At 64.4% G+C, this 14,068-nt stretch carries 15 protein-coding genes; 6 read left to right on the top strand and 9 right to left on the bottom strand.

The annotated features are described in order from the left end of the window. Nucleotides 1-106: 106 nt before the first annotated feature. A complete protein-coding gene (locus tag IM543_05125; GenBank protein ID QOY95252.1) occupies nucleotides 107-1,735 on the bottom strand; it encodes a HAMP domain-containing protein in 1,629 nt (542 codons plus the stop codon). Between the two features lie 362 nt (nucleotides 1,736-2,097). Between IM543_05125 and IM543_05120 the strand changes: the two genes are divergently transcribed. After that, the gene (locus IM543_05120; protein QOY95251.1) at nucleotides 2,098-3,195 is read left to right on the top strand and encodes an anhydro-N-acetylmuramic acid kinase; all 1,098 of its coding nucleotides are present in this window, start codon (nucleotides 2,098-2,100) and stop codon (nucleotides 3,193-3,195) included. A gap of 72 nt (nucleotides 3,196-3,267) precedes the next feature. Here the strand turns inward: IM543_05120 and erpA are convergent, their stop codons facing one another. The 4 genes from erpA to IM543_05100 form a co-directional block, all read right to left on the bottom strand. Continuing rightward, a complete protein-coding gene (gene erpA / locus IM543_05115) occupies nucleotides 3,268-3,636 on the bottom strand; it encodes an iron-sulfur cluster insertion protein ErpA (protein ID QOY95250.1) in 369 nt (122 codons plus the stop codon). 94 nt (nucleotides 3,637-3,730) lie between these two features. Further along, entirely contained in the window at nucleotides 3,731-4,123 is a 393-nt protein-coding gene (locus IM543_05110; GenBank protein ID QOY96529.1) for a polymer-forming cytoskeletal protein, read from the bottom strand. A 273-nt stretch (nucleotides 4,124-4,396) separates the two neighbouring features. Beyond that, nucleotides 4,397-5,764, bottom strand: coding sequence for a group II intron reverse transcriptase/maturase (gene ltrA / locus IM543_05105; GenBank protein ID QOY95249.1), 1,368 nt, complete (start codon nucleotides 5,762-5,764; stop codon nucleotides 4,397-4,399). A gap of 448 nt (nucleotides 5,765-6,212) precedes the next feature. Beyond that, nucleotides 6,213-7,250 (bottom strand): N-acetyl-gamma-glutamyl-phosphate reductase, encoded by a 1,038-nt coding sequence (locus tag IM543_05100; protein QOY95248.1) that lies wholly within the window; start codon nucleotides 7,248-7,250, stop codon nucleotides 6,213-6,215. Between the two features lie 258 nt (nucleotides 7,251-7,508). On the opposite strand from IM543_05100, the gene IM543_05095 reads away from it, so the two are divergent. Continuing rightward, nucleotides 7,509-7,781 carry a hypothetical protein gene (locus IM543_05095; GenBank protein QOY95247.1) on the top strand — a complete coding sequence of 91 codons (273 nt, stop codon included), beginning with the start codon at nucleotides 7,509-7,511 and terminating at the stop codon, nucleotides 7,779-7,781. 88 nt (nucleotides 7,782-7,869) lie between these two features. Here IM543_05095 and rpsI read toward each other — a convergent pair whose 3' ends face one another. Both rpsI and rplM read right to left on the bottom strand, forming a co-directional pair. Next, nucleotides 7,870-8,262, bottom strand: a complete 393-nt coding sequence (gene rpsI, locus IM543_05090) for a 30S ribosomal protein S9 (protein QOY95246.1) — start codon at nucleotides 8,260-8,262, stop codon at nucleotides 7,870-7,872. Between the two features lie 9 nt (nucleotides 8,263-8,271). Then, entirely contained in the window at nucleotides 8,272-8,700 is a 429-nt protein-coding gene (gene rplM, locus IM543_05085) for a 50S ribosomal protein L13 (GenBank protein QOY95245.1), read from the bottom strand. A 335-nt stretch (nucleotides 8,701-9,035) separates the two neighbouring features. On the opposite strand from rplM, the gene IM543_05080 reads away from it, so the two are divergent. From IM543_05080 to IM543_05065, 4 genes are all read left to right on the top strand, one after another. After that, nucleotides 9,036-10,460, top strand: a complete 1,425-nt coding sequence (locus IM543_05080) for an alpha/beta fold hydrolase (protein ID QOY96528.1) — start codon at nucleotides 9,036-9,038, stop codon at nucleotides 10,458-10,460. 10 nt (nucleotides 10,461-10,470) lie between these two features. Beyond that, nucleotides 10,471-11,202 carry an ATP-binding cassette domain-containing protein gene (locus IM543_05075; GenBank protein ID QOY95244.1) on the top strand — a complete coding sequence of 244 codons (732 nt, stop codon included), beginning with the start codon at nucleotides 10,471-10,473 and terminating at the stop codon, nucleotides 11,200-11,202. Further along, nucleotides 11,199-12,383, top strand: a complete 1,185-nt coding sequence (locus IM543_05070; GenBank protein ID QOY95243.1) for an ABC transporter permease — start codon at nucleotides 11,199-11,201, stop codon at nucleotides 12,381-12,383. The genes IM543_05075 and IM543_05070 overlap by 4 nt, the downstream gene beginning before the upstream one ends. An 84-nt stretch (nucleotides 12,384-12,467) precedes the next feature. Continuing rightward, on the top strand, nucleotides 12,468-12,890 hold the full coding sequence (locus IM543_05065) for an OsmC family protein (protein ID QOY95242.1): 423 nt from the start codon (nucleotides 12,468-12,470) through the stop codon (nucleotides 12,888-12,890). Nucleotides 12,891-12,913: 23 nt separating this feature from the next. Here the strand turns inward: IM543_05065 and coq7 are convergent, their stop codons facing one another. Beyond that, nucleotides 12,914-13,558, bottom strand: a complete 645-nt coding sequence (gene coq7, locus IM543_05060) for a 2-polyprenyl-3-methyl-6-methoxy-1,4-benzoquinone monooxygenase (protein ID QOY95241.1) — start codon at nucleotides 13,556-13,558, stop codon at nucleotides 12,914-12,916. A 31-nt stretch (nucleotides 13,559-13,589) separates the two neighbouring features. Continuing rightward, the gene (locus IM543_05055) at nucleotides 13,590-14,048 is read right to left on the bottom strand and encodes a hypothetical protein (protein QOY95240.1); all 459 of its coding nucleotides are present in this window, start codon (nucleotides 14,046-14,048) and stop codon (nucleotides 13,590-13,592) included. Nucleotides 14,049-14,068 lie beyond the last annotated feature (20 nt).

The raw sequence follows: 14,068 nt of genomic DNA, 5'->3' as shown, positions 1-14,068 counted from the left end.
TTCGAGATGCCGCTTTTGCGCGGCGCGCAGAAACCTCATTGCCCGCCGTTCACGCCGGCGCGGGTCGGCGGCCGCGCGCTGCCCGCATGGCCGCCGTCACGGCCCCTTAGGCCGATGCGAGGCGCAGGCGCAGCGAGCGCTCACCGGAAGCCTGCGCCGACGGAGGCGTGCGCGCCTGCCCGGCCACGGCATCCACCTTGAACGTGCGCACCAGTTCGGCCAGCGAAGTGGCCTGGTCCTGCATCGATGCCGCCGCGGCAGCCGCCTGTTCGACCAGGGCGGCATTCTGCTGGGTGACGTCGTCCATCTGGGTGATCGCGGCATTGATCTGCTCGATACCGAGTGCCTGTTCGGCGCTGGCCGACGTAATCTCGGCCATGACATCGGTCACGCGCGTGATGCCCTGCACGATTTCCTGCATCGTCGCGCCGGCCTGGTCGACCAGGCGCCCGCCGGCGTCCACTTTGCCGACGGAATCCGCGATCAGGGTGCGGATCTCCCTGGCCGCGCCTGCGGAGCGTTGCGCCAGATTGCGCACTTCCGAGGCCACGACGGCAAAGCCCCGGCCTTGTTCGCCGGCGCGCGCCGCCTCGACCGCGGCATTCAGCGCCAGGATATTGGTCTGGAAGGCGATGCCGTCGATGACCGCGATGATGTCGCCGATCTTTTTTGACGAAGCATTGATCGATTCCATGGTCGTCACCACTTGCGTCACCACCTCGCCGCCGCGCAGGGCGATCCCGGCGGCGGCTTGTGCCAGCGTATTGGCCTGGCGCGCGTTGTCGGCGTTCTGGCGGACCGAGCTGGTCAGCTCTTCCATCGATGATGCGGTCTCTTCCAGCGAGCCGGCCTGCTGCTCGGTGCGGGACGACAGGTCGAGGTTGCCCGAAGCGATCTGCTGCGAGGCGCTGACGATGGTCTCGGTGCCGGCGCGTACTTCGTTCACCGTCACGAGCAGGCTGTCGTTCATGCGCTTGAGTGCGGACAGGAGCTGACCGACTTCATCGCGGCCCGATACCTGGATGTCGGCAGTCAGGTCCCTGGAAGCGACCTGCTCGGCAAGTCCGACGGCATGGGTCAGCGGCCGGGTGATGCTTCGGGTGAGCAACAGCGCCAGGAGCGCACCGCACGCCACGGCGGCGATGCCGGTGGCGAACAGCAGGCCTTGCGCCCTCTCCTGCAGTGCGTCGATCCGCAGGTCGGCCTCGTGAAACAATTGTTCTTGATGAGCAACCACGTCTTGCACCGTGCGTACATACTGCGTCATCACCGGGAAGACCTTGTTGGTGAAATCGGCCTTCAGTTCCGGATCGTCTACGCCGAGCTCGGCCTTGCGGCGGAAGGCCGCGTCGCGGACGGCGAAATAGTGCTTGCGCTGGTCGGCGACCGCCTTCAGGAGTGACTTGCCGCGCTCGTCCGCGACCTGGGCTTCGAGCGCTTTCTGGACCTTGCTCACGCCGGCACTCACTGCCTTCATTTCCTTCTCGTAATAGGCGTCGTCGGCCGGATCAGCGCTTTTCAGTTTCGCCACGGTGCGGACGCTATTGGTTGCAATCCCCTGCAGCCACTTGTCTGCAAGATCGACTCTCTTCGTCGTGGCCGTCATCACAGCCTTGGCCTCGGCAATACGGCCGAGCTGCCATAAGGCGGTCGCGAGCATGACTGCGGTCAGGAGGAGGATGGTGGCAAAGGCGGCGCCAAGCCGGGTGCCGATTTTCAGGTCATTGAATTTCATGTCGGTTCAGCCTAAACGATGATCGGTTGGGGCGAAAGTGCAATCCCGGAACGCGCGGGGTCAAGCCTCGCGCCCTTTCCTGAAGAATTTACTCCAAGCGCATAAATTTTTCTCTAAAGAAATATACGAAGGGCTGGAAAATGAACTTTCCAACAATAAACAGCTACAAATAAACAACGACCTGTTAGCAGTTCGGCATGCTGGCGTGGGGCCGGGAGGCGTGCGCCGGCATGCCTTGGCGCGGCGCGGAAGCTCAGCGCCGACGGGGCCGGCCCATGGCAGCTTCCTCTGGACGACGGGAGCGTTTAGTATGCAGGTCGGTGCCGACCACTGTCCGGTTTGCCCGATAAGGAGAAAAACACATGAATGCAAGCTCGTCCTTGTATATCGGCCTGATGTCCGGTACCAGCCTCGACGGTGTAGACGGCGTGCTGGCCGACTTTGCCAGCGGCAATATCCACAGCCTTGCAGCGGCATTCACGCCCTTCCCGGCCGAATTGCGCAGCGAACTGATGGCGCTGCAGGCTGCCAGCGAGAACGAGCTCGAGCGTGAGGCGCTGGCCGCCAACGCCCTGGCCCTGTGCTACGCCGACTGCGTGCGCCAGCTCTTGCCGTCCAGCCCGGGCCCGGTCGCCGCCGTGGCGGTGCACGGCCAGACCATCCGCCATCGCCCCGAACTGGGCTTCACGCGCCAGACCAACAACCCTGCCCTGTTGGCCGAACTGAGCGGGGTCGACGTGATCGCCGATTTCCGTACGCGCGACATCGCCGCCGGCGGCCAGGGCGCGCCGCTGGTGCCGGCCTTCCACGAGGCCGCCTTCGGCAAACCCGGCCTTGCACGCGTGGTCGTGAACATCGGCGGCATCGGCAACATCAGCATGCTGCACGGCGACGGCCGCGTCACCGGTTTCGACACCGGGCCGGGCAATGTGCTGATGGACTTATGGATCGCCCGCCACCTGGGCAAGCCGTATGACGCCGACGGCGCCTGGGCCGCCGCCGGCAAGGTGCACGGCCCCCTGCTGGCGGCGCTGCTGGACGAAGCGTATTTCCGCCAGCCGGCGCCCAAGAGCACCGGCCGCGACCTGTTCCACGCGCATTGGCTGGAGGCCCGGCTGACGCGCTTCGCGGACGTCGCGCCGGCCGACGTGATGGCAACACTCACCCGCCTGACGGCGGTGACGATCGCCGACGCCATCCGCGGCGAAAGGGCGGCGGTGGATGCGGTCTATGTGTGCGGAGGCGGCGCCTACAACGCCACCCTGCTGCGCGACATCAGTAGCGCGCTGGGCGGCACGCCGGTGGAATCGACGTCCGCGCTCGGCATCGCGCCGAACCGGGTCGAGGCGCTGGCCTTCGCCTGGCTGGGCTACCGCTTCATGCAGCGCGAGCCAGGCAACCTGCCGGCCGTCACCGGGGCGCGCGGTCCGCGCATCCTGGGCGCGCTGTATCCGGCTTGACCCGCTGAAAAAGGAACGGCCCGGATAAACCGGGCCGTCGACTGCCCGGATCACCGGGCTGCCTGGGGGAGATCAGGCGGAGAACGAGGAGCCGCAACCGCAGGTCGATTGCGCGTTCGGGTTCTTGATCACGAACTGGGCGCCTTCGAGGTCGTCCTTGTAGTCGATCTCGGCGCCGACCAGGTACTGGTAGCTCATCGAGTCGATCAGCAGCTGGACGCCGTTCTTTTCCATCGTGGTGTCGTCTTCGTTGACGATTTCGTCAAAGGTGAAGCCATACTGGAAGCCGGAGCAGCCGCCGCCCTGCACGAAGACGCGCAGCTTGAGGTCGGGATTGCCCTCTTCCTCGATCAGCTGAGCAACTTTTTGTGCGGCGCTGTCGGTGAAGTTGATCGGGGTCGGGATCGTGTCGTGCTCTTGCACTTCGGCGACTGCGGTCATGAAACACTCCTGGTGAAATACGTGAATTACGCTCTGGCTACCATTATAGACCCTTGGCGCAAACGATGCTGCCAACCGGCTGCCGACCGGCTGCTTATCCTGCCGCGGCGTCGGCCAAATGAAACACCGGCTCGCTGGCGGGTTCGTGGGTCAGTTTCCCTGTCACCAGGGCTCCGCCGTGCATCTCGAGCAAACGGTAATGTACATCACCATGTATGCGGCCTTTCGGCTGTAATTCAAGGAGTTCTGACGAGTAGACGGATCCGGCGATATAGCCGTTGACCACCAGGTTGGCGCAGCGCACCTCGCCCTCGATACGCGCGTGCTCGGACACGATCAGCATGCTGTCGGCGCCATCGGCCGCGACCACGTTGCCGTGCACCTCGCCGTCGATGCGCAGCCCTCCGGTAAAGCACAGGTCGCCCTCGATCCGGGCCGAGATGCCGACCAGGCTGTCAATCTCGCTTTTTACTTGTCGACCGAACATGTTCCACCCCTTCCAATGAGACGCCGGCGGCACATGCCGGGCGCTGAAATCAACCTGTGCATCGGTCAATTTACCGTGCTCAACAAGAGTGGCCTTGATCTAGATCGGGTGGGGCGGCGTGTTGCTGGAATGCGCCGGAAATGGGGGTGTCGAAGCGATGAAGCGCGCGCCAGGCGCCCGCGCGCAATCGGCATAGGGGACGGCCCTGAGGGCCGCTCCCCTGCCACACCACCCGGCATGCGGGTCCGCACCGGGCGGTTCGAGTAGTTGAGGTCAAGACAGGCGAGGTACACCGAGTCGGTCGAAATAGCCGATAGTCATCACTGTTTTGAGTAACCTATCGCTGTTGTGCCACCAGCGGCGGCTGTTCGCCGCTACGTGCCTCGCTGCCGACGGCCAAGCCCCAAGTTTAAGGAGCTCCCGATACATGGTGCTTCCGCGCTTCCAGTGCTTGAGCTGGATAGCCCGCAGCCTGTGCCGCAACCATTCATCGAGTCCGCGCCATACCTTTGGGGTTTGCGCCAACTGGAAGTACCCTTTCCAACCCAGCATATAGGAACGAAGTCCCTGCACCACATCCGGCATGCTACGCCCACCAGATCGGCGGGTTAGCTCCCTGATGCGTTGTTTAAACGCTTGCAACGGCTTTTCCGCCACCTTGCGTTTGACTTCGCCCCCACGCCCCACCCACAGGCTGTAGCCGAGGAACTTGCGGCCAAAGACGCTGGCCACGGCGCTCTTGCCTTCGTTGACCACGAGGTGCAGTCTGGCATAGCAGCGCCGCAGCAGCCTCATCACCCGCTGGCCCGCACGCACGCTACGAACATAGACGTTCGCGTCGTCGGCGTAGCGCGCAAAGCGATGGCCGCGCCGTTCCAGTTCCTTGTCCACTTCATCGAGCATGACGTTGGCAAGCAGCGGACTCAATGGACCGCCTTGCGGCGTTCCTTCGTTCCGTTCCTGTACTACACCATGCTCCATGATGCCGCTGTTCAGATAGGCACGGACCAGCCGGATCACTCCAGCGTCGTCGATGCGTTTCTTCAAGCGGTCGATCAGGATGTCATGGTTGACCCGGTCGAAGAACTTCGACAGGTCCACGTCCACCACGATTCTCAGCCCGGACTGGACGTATGCCTGAGCGGCTAATACCGCATCCTGCGCACGCCTGCCCGGTCGGAAGCCGTAGCTATGCTCGCTGAAAGTGGGATCAAGGATCGGTTGCACCACCTGTAATAGTGCTTGCTGGATCAGCCGATCCGTCACCGTCGGGATGCCAAGCTCGCGCTCGCCACCGTCGGGCTTCGGAATCGTCACCCGACGTACCGGACTGGGCCGGTACGTCCCTGCCAACAGTTGTTCTCGTATGTGAGGCCACTCGGTTGCCAGCAGACGCGAGGTCTGGTCAATGTCCAGTCCATCCACGCCAGCCGCTCCCTTGTTGGCACGCACACGCTTGAACGCCCGCCGCAGGTTCTCTGTCGTCAGCGCCGCTTGCAGCAACGCTGACCCCGTGCCTCCGGTTGCATGCCGCGGGCAGAACGCTTCGTCGCTGAAAGCATCGAGCATGGCTTCACCTTGCCCTACGGCTTCCCGCCCCGCGTTTGCGGGCATCTGACGCTGTGCCTTCTGCATCGACATATCGGATTCACTCCTACTCGTTCGGTCCTTCGTCGGCGGAGTCGAGCCTTCCCAGCGCTACCTCCAACTACTATGACCTCTGCTGAGACCCCGCTCCGATTTTTTTTTCGTCGCCCTTTCAGGCACAAGGCGGGGCGTCCCCAGGTAAGGGCCGCACTCCTTCATCACACAACCGCCGCATCTACGCCACCTCTCCTTGACCACAAGAGCTTTGCGGTTCATGGCCCGCTCGCCCTGATCGGCAACGCCTTCTATGCGATTCGTGTTCCTCGGCTCATGATTTACGATCCACGCTTCCTTCCCACACTCGGTTACCCTCATGCAGTTGCGCTTCACTTCGCTCACTGTGGTCAGCTCGCGGCAGGACTTTCACCCGCAGGAGTGCGCCCATGCTGGGCGCACCACGAAAAAGGCCCCGGATGGGGCCTTGGTCAGTTGCAGTCAAGCATCATGGCAGCAGCGCGATCTGCTTCAGGCCGGTGGCTTCGTCCAGGCCGAACATCAGGTTCATGCACTGCACCGCCTGGCCGGCGGCGCCCTTCATCAGGTTGTCCTGCACCACCAGGATGACCACGGTATTGCCGCCTTCCGGACGGTGCAGCGCCAGGCGCAGCATGTTCGAGCCGCGGGTCGAGCGGGTTTCCGGGTGCGAGCCGAAGGGCATCACGTCCACGAACTGGCTGTCCTTGTAGGCGTCCTCGAACAGGGCCTGCAGGGCGGCGTCGTCGATCTCTTTCGTCAGGCGCGCGTACAGGGTCGCGTGCATGCCGCGAATCATCGGCACCAGGTGCGGGGTGAAGATCAGGCCGACCTTCTGATCGGTGTAGCGTGCCAGCTGGGCCGAGGTTTCCGGGGTGTGGCGGTGGCCATGCACGCCGTAGGCCTTGAAGTTGTCGCTCGCTTCCGAGAACAGCGTGCCGATCTCGGCCTTGCGGCCGGCGCCCGAGACGCCCGACTTGGCGTCGGCGATCAGGTTGCCCGCGTCGACGATGCCGGCCTTGAGCAGCGGGTGGAAGCCGATCTGCATGGTGGTCGGGTAGCAGCCCGGGTTGGCGATCAGGCGCGCCTGCTTGATATCTTCGCGGTTCAGCTCCGGCAGGCCGTACACGGCTTCCTCGATCAGTTCGGGCGCGGTGTGCGGGATCTTGTACCACTTCTCGAAGGTGGCCTGGTCCTTCAGGCGGAAGTCGGCCGCCAGGTCGATGACCTTGACGCCGGCCGCCAGCAGCGCCGGGGCCTGGGCCATGGCGACGCCGTGCGGGGTGGCGAAGAACACCACGTCGCACCCGGTCAGGTCGGCCTTGTCCGGGCTCGAGAAAGCCAGGTCGACGACACCGCGCAGCGAGGGGAACATATCGGCCACCGGCAGGCCGTCTTCCTTGCGCGAGGTGATCGCGGTCAGCTGCACGTCGGGGTGCACGGCCAACAGCCGCAGCAGTTCCACGCCCGTGTATCCGGTTCCGCCAACGATGCCAACTTTGATCATATTTTGTTCCTTCGTGATGTAAGAATGAGCTTTTCAGGACGAGGCTGCATTTTAACAGCGGTGGAAAATGCGTGCGCCCAAGGGCGTGGCTCCCCCGAGGTGCAAAGGATATTTGCATGAACGCTCCAGAATGCAAATATCCTTTGCATCGCCAGCGATCGCCGAATCGCTGCGTTGCGTCAGCAATATTTCAATGCTATGTTGCAACAATATTCAGGCGCACTCCAATGACAGCGCCCATTCCAGGACCCAGACCACATGATTTCCGAACGCATGCGAACGCACCATCACACCAGGTTCTCCTGGCGCCCGAGGAAGTCCAGCTCGACGGCCGAACTGATCGCACGCGTGCTCCATGTTCTCATCGGCCTTTTCCTGTTTTGCGGGTCTGTCTGGGCCGCGACTTACATCGAAAGCCCCTACCAGGTGATCTACATCGTGACGATGCTGTTGAGCCTGCTCATGGTCGGAAGCGGCCTGTATGCCAGAAGGGAAACGGTTTTCAAGGCCTTCCTGGGATATTGGTGCTGAGACCCGGCCCCAAATAACAAAAAGCCGCCCACCTTGCGGAGGACGGCTTTTCTCGCAGCAGCGCCCGACAGGCGCTGTCGAAGTCGAATTAACGCTTCGAGAACTGCTTTGCGCGACGTGCTTTACGCAGGCCGACTTTCTTACGCTCGACTTCACGGGCGTCACGGGTGACGAAACCGGCACGTGCCAGGTCGCCCTTGAGGCCTGCGTCGTAGTCGATCAGGGCGCGGGTGATGCCGTGACGGACGGCGCCTGCCTGGCCCGACTCACCACCACCGTGCACGTTGACCTTGATGTCGAAACGCTCGACGTTGCCGGTCAGTTCCAGCGGCTGGCGGATGACCATCAGGCCGGTCTCGCGCGAGAAATATTCGTTCGCAGGCTTGCCGTTCACGACGATCAGGCCGGTGCCGGCTTTGATGAACACGCGAGCGACTGCACTCTTGCGACGGCCGGTGCCGTAGTTGTAGTTACCGATCATGTCAGTTCCTTAGAGGGTCAGTGCTTGTGGTTGCTGTGCTGCGTGCGGGTGCGAACCTTCCGCGTACACTTTCAGCTTCTTGATCATTGCATAGCCCAGCGGGCCCTTCGGCAGCATGCCTTTGACAGCCTTTTCCAGGGCACGGCCCGGGAAGCGCTGCTGCATTTTCAGGAAGTTGGTTTCGTAGATACCGCCCGGGTAGCCCGAGTGACGGTAGTAGGTCTTGGCGGTGGCCTTGGTGCCGGTCACGCGCAGCTTGCCTGCATTGACGACGATGATGTAGTCGCCGGTATCGACGTGCGGAGTGAACTCCGGCTTGTGCTTGCCGCGCAGTCGGAGTGCCACTTCGCTGGCAACACGTCCGAGGACCAAGTCCGTCGCGTCAATCACCAACCAGTCGCGCTGGACTTCATGGCCCTTAGCGGAAAAAGTTTTCATGATGACTTCCTAAATAGGTTAAATGCTCACTGTGGTGGTTCCGCCCTTGCTGCAGCGGACTCTGCCTTATTGTCTTCCCCGAGCAAAGGGAAAGCCCACGATGATAGCCGAACAGCGACCAGCCCGTCAATGCGCCTGACGCCTGCTGTGGCATTTTTCGCGTACTTCCTTGACTGTGTTCTTTTACTTAAGGGAATGCGTTCCCGACCCGCATAATTTCGTGCGATGGTGCAACTAATTCATTGACCATCAAAACGATGCCAATCTACTATGCATGCATCCTTTGAGGAGATTGTGTGAAGACAAGATCGTTACTCCCCCTTGCCGCCCTGTGGCTGGCAGCATCTGCCGCCGGCACACCCGCATGGGCGGCGGCCAGTACGGCGCCCGCCACTGCCGTTCCGGCCACCACCAGCCGCAGCTGCCATCTGCCCGGCGTCGTCGATACCCTGCGCTGCATCACCCTCGACGTCCCGCTCGACCATGCCAATCCGGCCGCCGGCAAGATCAAGCTGCATGTCACCGTCGCCCCGGCGCACCGCAGGGGCACGCGCGGCGACCCGCTGTTCGTGCTGGCCGGCGGCCCCGGCCAGGCCGGCAGCGACGTGGTCGGGATCCTGAGGACCGCCTTCAGCCGTGTCCGGGCTACCCGCGACATCGTGTTCCTCGACCAGCGCGGCACCGGCCGTTCGGGCAAGCTCGATTGCAAGAGCAAGCCCGAGCACGAGCACATGACCGAGCAGCAGCTGGAAGCGGAGGTGCACGCCTGCATCGCCGCCACCAAGGCCCCGTATGCCGCCTACACCACCGATGCCGCCGCCCGCGACACCGAACTGGTGCGCCGCGCGCTCGGCTACGGCGCCGTCAACGTCTGGGGCGGTTCCTATGGCACCCGGCTCGGCCAGGCCTATGCCCGCCTGTATCCTGCCAGCGTGCGCAGCCTGGTGCTCGACGGCGTCGCCGCGCCCGACCAGGTGATCCAGGCCGGCTCCCTCGACGCCCACGCCGCCCTCGACAAGATGTTCGCGCAGTGCGCCGCCGAGGCCAGCTGCAACAAGGCCTTCCCGAACCTGCGCGCGCAGTTCGACGGCCTGGTCGCGAAGCTCGAAGCCGGCCCGCTCAAGCTGTCGCTGGCCAACCCGCGCACCGCGCAGCCGGTCGAGATCACCATGACCGCGGCGCGCTTCCTGGGCACCGTGCACAACATCCTGTACTCCCCGGCCGACGCCCGCCGCCTGCCCTTCCTGGTCCATAACGCGGCGCAGGGACGCTGGCAGCCCTTCATCGCGCGCCAGAACCTGGCGGGCGATTTCGGCGGCGACAGCCAGATGGCGATGCTGCTGCACCTGGCCGTGGTGTGCGCCGAAGACGTTCCGCGCCTGACGCCCGAGCTGCTCGCCTCCGATGCGGGCAAGCTGACCAAGACCCTGGCAAAGCAGATGCCGGCCTTCTGCAAGCAGATGAACGTGCCGGCGGTGCCGTACCGGGAGCCGGCGCGCATCGATGCCCCGGCCCTGCTGCTGTCCGGCGCGCTCGACCCGGTCACGCCGCCGCGCCGCGCCGAAAGCGCGGCCAGGTACATGCGCCACGCCCAGCACGTGGTGGTCGCCAATGCCGGCCACGGCGTCTCGCAGCTCGGCTGCGCGCCGCGCCTGCTGCGCGCATTTCTGGACAAGCCGCAGGAAAAGCTCGACGCGAGCTGCCTGAAAGAGATTCCGCCCCCGACCTTCCAGCTCGGCAGCGCCGGCCCGCAACCATAAGGCACAGAACATGATTGAAGTCCACGATGTACGCAAGAAGTTCGGCGCCGTCCAGGCGCTGGGCGGCGTCAGTTTTACCGCCCGCGACGGCCAGATCACGGCCCTGCTCGGCCCCAACGGCGCCGGCAAGACCACCCTGCTGCGCACCCTGGTCGGCCTGCTCAAGCGCGACCACGGCAGCATCGCGATCGACGGCGTCGATCCGGAAAAGGACCCGATGGAAGTGCGCCGCAATATCGGCTTCCTGACCGACCAGTTCGGGCTGTACGAGCGCCTCAGCACCCGCGAATACCTGGTCTACTTCGGCGAACTGAACGGCATGAACCGCGCCGCGCTCGACCAGCGCATCGGGGAGGTGTCCGAGCTGCTGGGCATGGAAGAGATCCTGCATCGCCGCACCAAGGGCTTTTCGCAGGGCCAGCGCATCAAGGTGGCGCTGGCGCGCACCCTGCTGCACCGCCCGCGCCACCTGCTGCTCGACGAACCGAGCCGCGGCCTGGACGTGATGAGCACGCGCGCGCTGCGCACCGCCCTGAACGCCCTGCGCGCGGACGGCTGCTGCGTGATCATGGCGACCCACGTGATGCAGGAAGTGACCGCCCTGTGCGAGGACGTGATCGTGATCGCCGGCGGCCATACCGTGGCCCAGGGCTCGCCCGAAGAATTGTGCCGGCGCACCGGCATCGCCAACCTGGAAGACGCCTTCGTCAGCCTGGTCGGCACCGAGGAAGGAATCGCATGAAAACCAAGATGTGGGTCATCTACTGGAAAGAGCTGCGCGAGACGCTGCGCGACAAGCGCTCGCTCGGCATGCTCGCCATGTTCACGCTGCTGTACCCCGCCATGATCGGCCTCATGCTGCACCAGGGGATCGAGAAGAGCACCAAGACCGAGCGCGAGGGCATCGAGCTGGCGGTGATCGGGGGCGCCAAGGCGCCGACCCTGATGTCGCAGCTGGGCCAGAAGAACATCACGGTCCAGGACACCGCGCCGATGGACGAGGACGCGATCGGCGAACTGCTGCGCGCCAAGAAGGCGGTTGCGGTGCTGCGCCTGCCGGACGACTTCACCGAGAACTACTACGCGATGCGCCCGGCGCGGGTCGAGATCTGGTACGACTCGGCCTCGGACCGCGACCGCCAGCGCAGGGACGTGGAAGACGTGCTGGAGGCCTATGGCGCCAACATCGCCGGTGCGCGCCTGCTGGCGCACGGCGTGTCGCCGGTGGCGCTGTCGCCGATCCAGGTGCAGCGCTACGACACCGGCACCAACGCCTCGCGTTCGGCCGCCCTGATCGGCAGCATCATCGGCATCCTGTTCTTCCCGGCCTTCATGCTGAGCATGTCGGCGGCGGTCGACAGCACCGCCGGCGAACGCGAGCGCCGCTCGCTCGAAGTGCTGATGGCGCAGCCGGCCAAGACCTGGGAACTGGTATGCGGCAAGTGGCTGGCCGCGAGCACGCTGGGCATCGTCGGCGTTACCCTCGAACTGATGCTGGCGCACATGATCCTGCGCTGGCTGCCGCTGGAGGAGCTCGGCATGTCCTGGAGCCTGGGCTGGGGCGAACTGATGCTGGTCTGCCTGGTGACGGTGCCGCTCGCACTGCTGGGCGGTGCGCTGCACATTGCGCTGGCGATGAATTCCAAGACCTTCAAGGAAGCGCAGACCATGATCAGCATCGTGCTGATCGTGCCGATCATCCCCGGTTTCGTGGTCTCCTTCATGGACCTCAAGACCGCGGACTGGATGTACATGGTGCCGATGCTGTCGAACCAGACCCTGGTCACCGAAATGTCGAAGGCCGGCAGCCTGGGCGCCCTGCCCTACCTGATGACCTTCCTGTGCGCGGCCATCCCGGCCGTCCTGATCATCGCCTTCTCCAGCTGGCGCATGAAGAGCGAGCGCTACGTGCTGGCCGTCTAGGCCTTCTCATCCAGGGACGCCGTTACACGGCGTCCCCGTCTGCCTTACAATGTTCCGCAGTCAATCCTCAGCGGAGAAAAAGCAATGGAAGTGAAAGTCAGCTGGAACGGCCCGTCGGGCATGAGTTTCCGTGCCGAGACCGGCAGCGGCCACATGGTGACGATGGACGGCGCACCGGATGGCGGCGGCCATAACCTGGCGCCGCGCCCGATGGAGATGGTGCTGGTCGGCACCGGCGGCTGCACCGCCTACGATGTGGTGCTGATCCTCAAGCGCGGGCGCGAGGACGTGCGCGGCTGCGACGTGACGCTGCAGGCCGAGCGCGCGGAGACCGAACCCAAGGTGTTCACCAAGATTAACTTCCACTTCACGGTCACCGGCCGCAATCTGAAGCCGGCGGCCGTCGAGCGCGCCGTCAGCCTGTCGCACGAAAAGTATTGCTCCGCCTCGATCATGTTGGCCAAGACGGCCGAGATCACGCACACGGTGGAGATTGTCGAAGTCTGATCCCCGGGGCGCCGGATGCGGCGTCAGATGTGGTATGCGGTGGTGGTCATCACCTTCGACATCGCCGTCATCAGCAGCTTGACCGGCACGGGCGTGTCGGCCGCCCCCAGCGCCTGCGCCGCCGCGCCGTGCGCGATTTCATCGACCCGCATCTGGTCGACGATGGCGCGCGACTTGGCGTCCTGCGGCGGCAGCTCCTCCAGGTGCCGGTTCAGGTGCGCCTCGACCTGGCGCTCGGTCTCGACCACGAAGCCCAGGCTGTGCGGGTCGCCCAGCTTGGCGGCAATGCTGCCCAGCACATAGGAACCGGCATACCACAGCGGATTGAGCAGGCTCGGCTGCGAACCCAGGTCGGACAGGCGCTCGGCGGTCCACGCCAGGTGGTCTTCTTCCTCGCGCGCCGACTTTTCGAACTGCTTGCGGATCGCCGGGCTCTTGCCGAAGCGCGCCTGCGAATCGTACAGCGCCTGCGCACACACCTCGCCGACGTGGTTGACGCGCATCAGGCCGGCGCTATGGCGGCGCTCGTCCTCGCTCAGCTCGCAGTCGGTGGCGTGCAGGCCGGGATTCGGGCGCGACGACGATGCCACGCCGCCCACCACGCGCAGGGCCTTGTCGAAACCGGCGATCAGGCTGTCGAGGGAAGAGTTGGAACGGTATGCACTCATAAAGTTGTCGATGCGATATTCGAAAACATCATTATAGGCCTTGTGCCGGGCCTTGGGCGCCTGGCGCTCCCGCTTCCAGCTCGGCCTTGCTGCGGGCGATCCAGTCGGCCAGCGGGCCCTCCGCCTCCAGCCCCGAGATGTTCTTCGCCACCCCCAGGTTCAGCTCGAGCAGGAAGGGAATCGATGCGGGCGGCACTTCCGGGCAGTGGCGCCGGAACGCGTCCATGAAACGCGCGCACCCGACGGTGGGCATGACCCTGGCGCCGCTCATGTACTGCAGCACGCTGGTAATGGTGTGGCCCTTGCCCAGCGTGTGATAGATGAAGCGGTTGAAGCCGCGGTCGACCTTCTTGAAATCGATCGCCTCTTCGGTCATCAGCGCCGCCAGGTAATACAGGCCCAGCGCGACCCGGAACCAGTCGGTCGACTCGGTACGATCACGCCCCTCGCGCATCAGCGCCAGCAACTTGTCCTGGATGGCCTTGTTCATGCCCCCATTATCCATGTTTC

Origin of the sequence: Massilia sp. UMI-21, from assembly GCA_015277795.1 — a bacterium.
Taxonomy (GTDB): Bacteria; Pseudomonadota; Gammaproteobacteria; order Burkholderiales; family Burkholderiaceae_D; genus Telluria.
Note: the sequence above shows the minus strand (reverse complement) of the source record. Positions and strands in the feature narration are given on the sequence as shown.

Coding starts and splice junctions, on each gene's coding strand:
- IM543_05125 (QOY95252.1), bottom strand. CDS start 1,735: ATGAAATTCAATGACCTGAAAATCGGCACCCGGCTTGGCGCCGCCTTT.
- IM543_05120 (QOY95251.1), top strand. CDS start 2,098: ATGAATGCAAGCTCGTCCTTGTATATCGGCCTGATGTCCGGTACCAGC.
- erpA (QOY95250.1), bottom strand. CDS start 3,636: ATGACCGCAGTCGCCGAAGTGCAAGAGCACGACACGATCCCGACCCCG.
- IM543_05110 (QOY96529.1), bottom strand. CDS start 4,123: ATGTTCGGTCGACAAGTAAAAAGCGAGATTGACAGCCTGGTCGGCATC.
- ltrA (QOY95249.1), bottom strand. CDS start 5,764: ATGTCGATGCAGAAGGCACAGCGTCAGATGCCCGCAAACGCGGGGCGG.
- IM543_05100 (QOY95248.1), bottom strand. CDS start 7,250: ATGATCAAAGTTGGCATCGTTGGCGGAACCGGATACACGGGCGTGGAA.
- IM543_05095 (QOY95247.1), top strand. CDS start 7,509: ATGATTTCCGAACGCATGCGAACGCACCATCACACCAGGTTCTCCTGG.
- rpsI (QOY95246.1), bottom strand. CDS start 8,262: ATGATCGGTAACTACAACTACGGCACCGGCCGTCGCAAGAGTGCAGTC.
- rplM (QOY95245.1), bottom strand. CDS start 8,700: ATGAAAACTTTTTCCGCTAAGGGCCATGAAGTCCAGCGCGACTGGTTG.
- IM543_05075 (QOY95244.1), top strand. CDS start 10,471: ATGATTGAAGTCCACGATGTACGCAAGAAGTTCGGCGCCGTCCAGGCG.
- IM543_05070 (QOY95243.1), top strand. CDS start 11,199: ATGAAAACCAAGATGTGGGTCATCTACTGGAAAGAGCTGCGCGAGACG.
- IM543_05065 (QOY95242.1), top strand. CDS start 12,468: ATGGAAGTGAAAGTCAGCTGGAACGGCCCGTCGGGCATGAGTTTCCGT.
- coq7 (QOY95241.1), bottom strand. CDS start 13,558: ATGAGTGCATACCGTTCCAACTCTTCCCTCGACAGCCTGATCGCCGGT.
- IM543_05055 (QOY95240.1), bottom strand. CDS start 14,048: ATGAACAAGGCCATCCAGGACAAGTTGCTGGCGCTGATGCGCGAGGGG.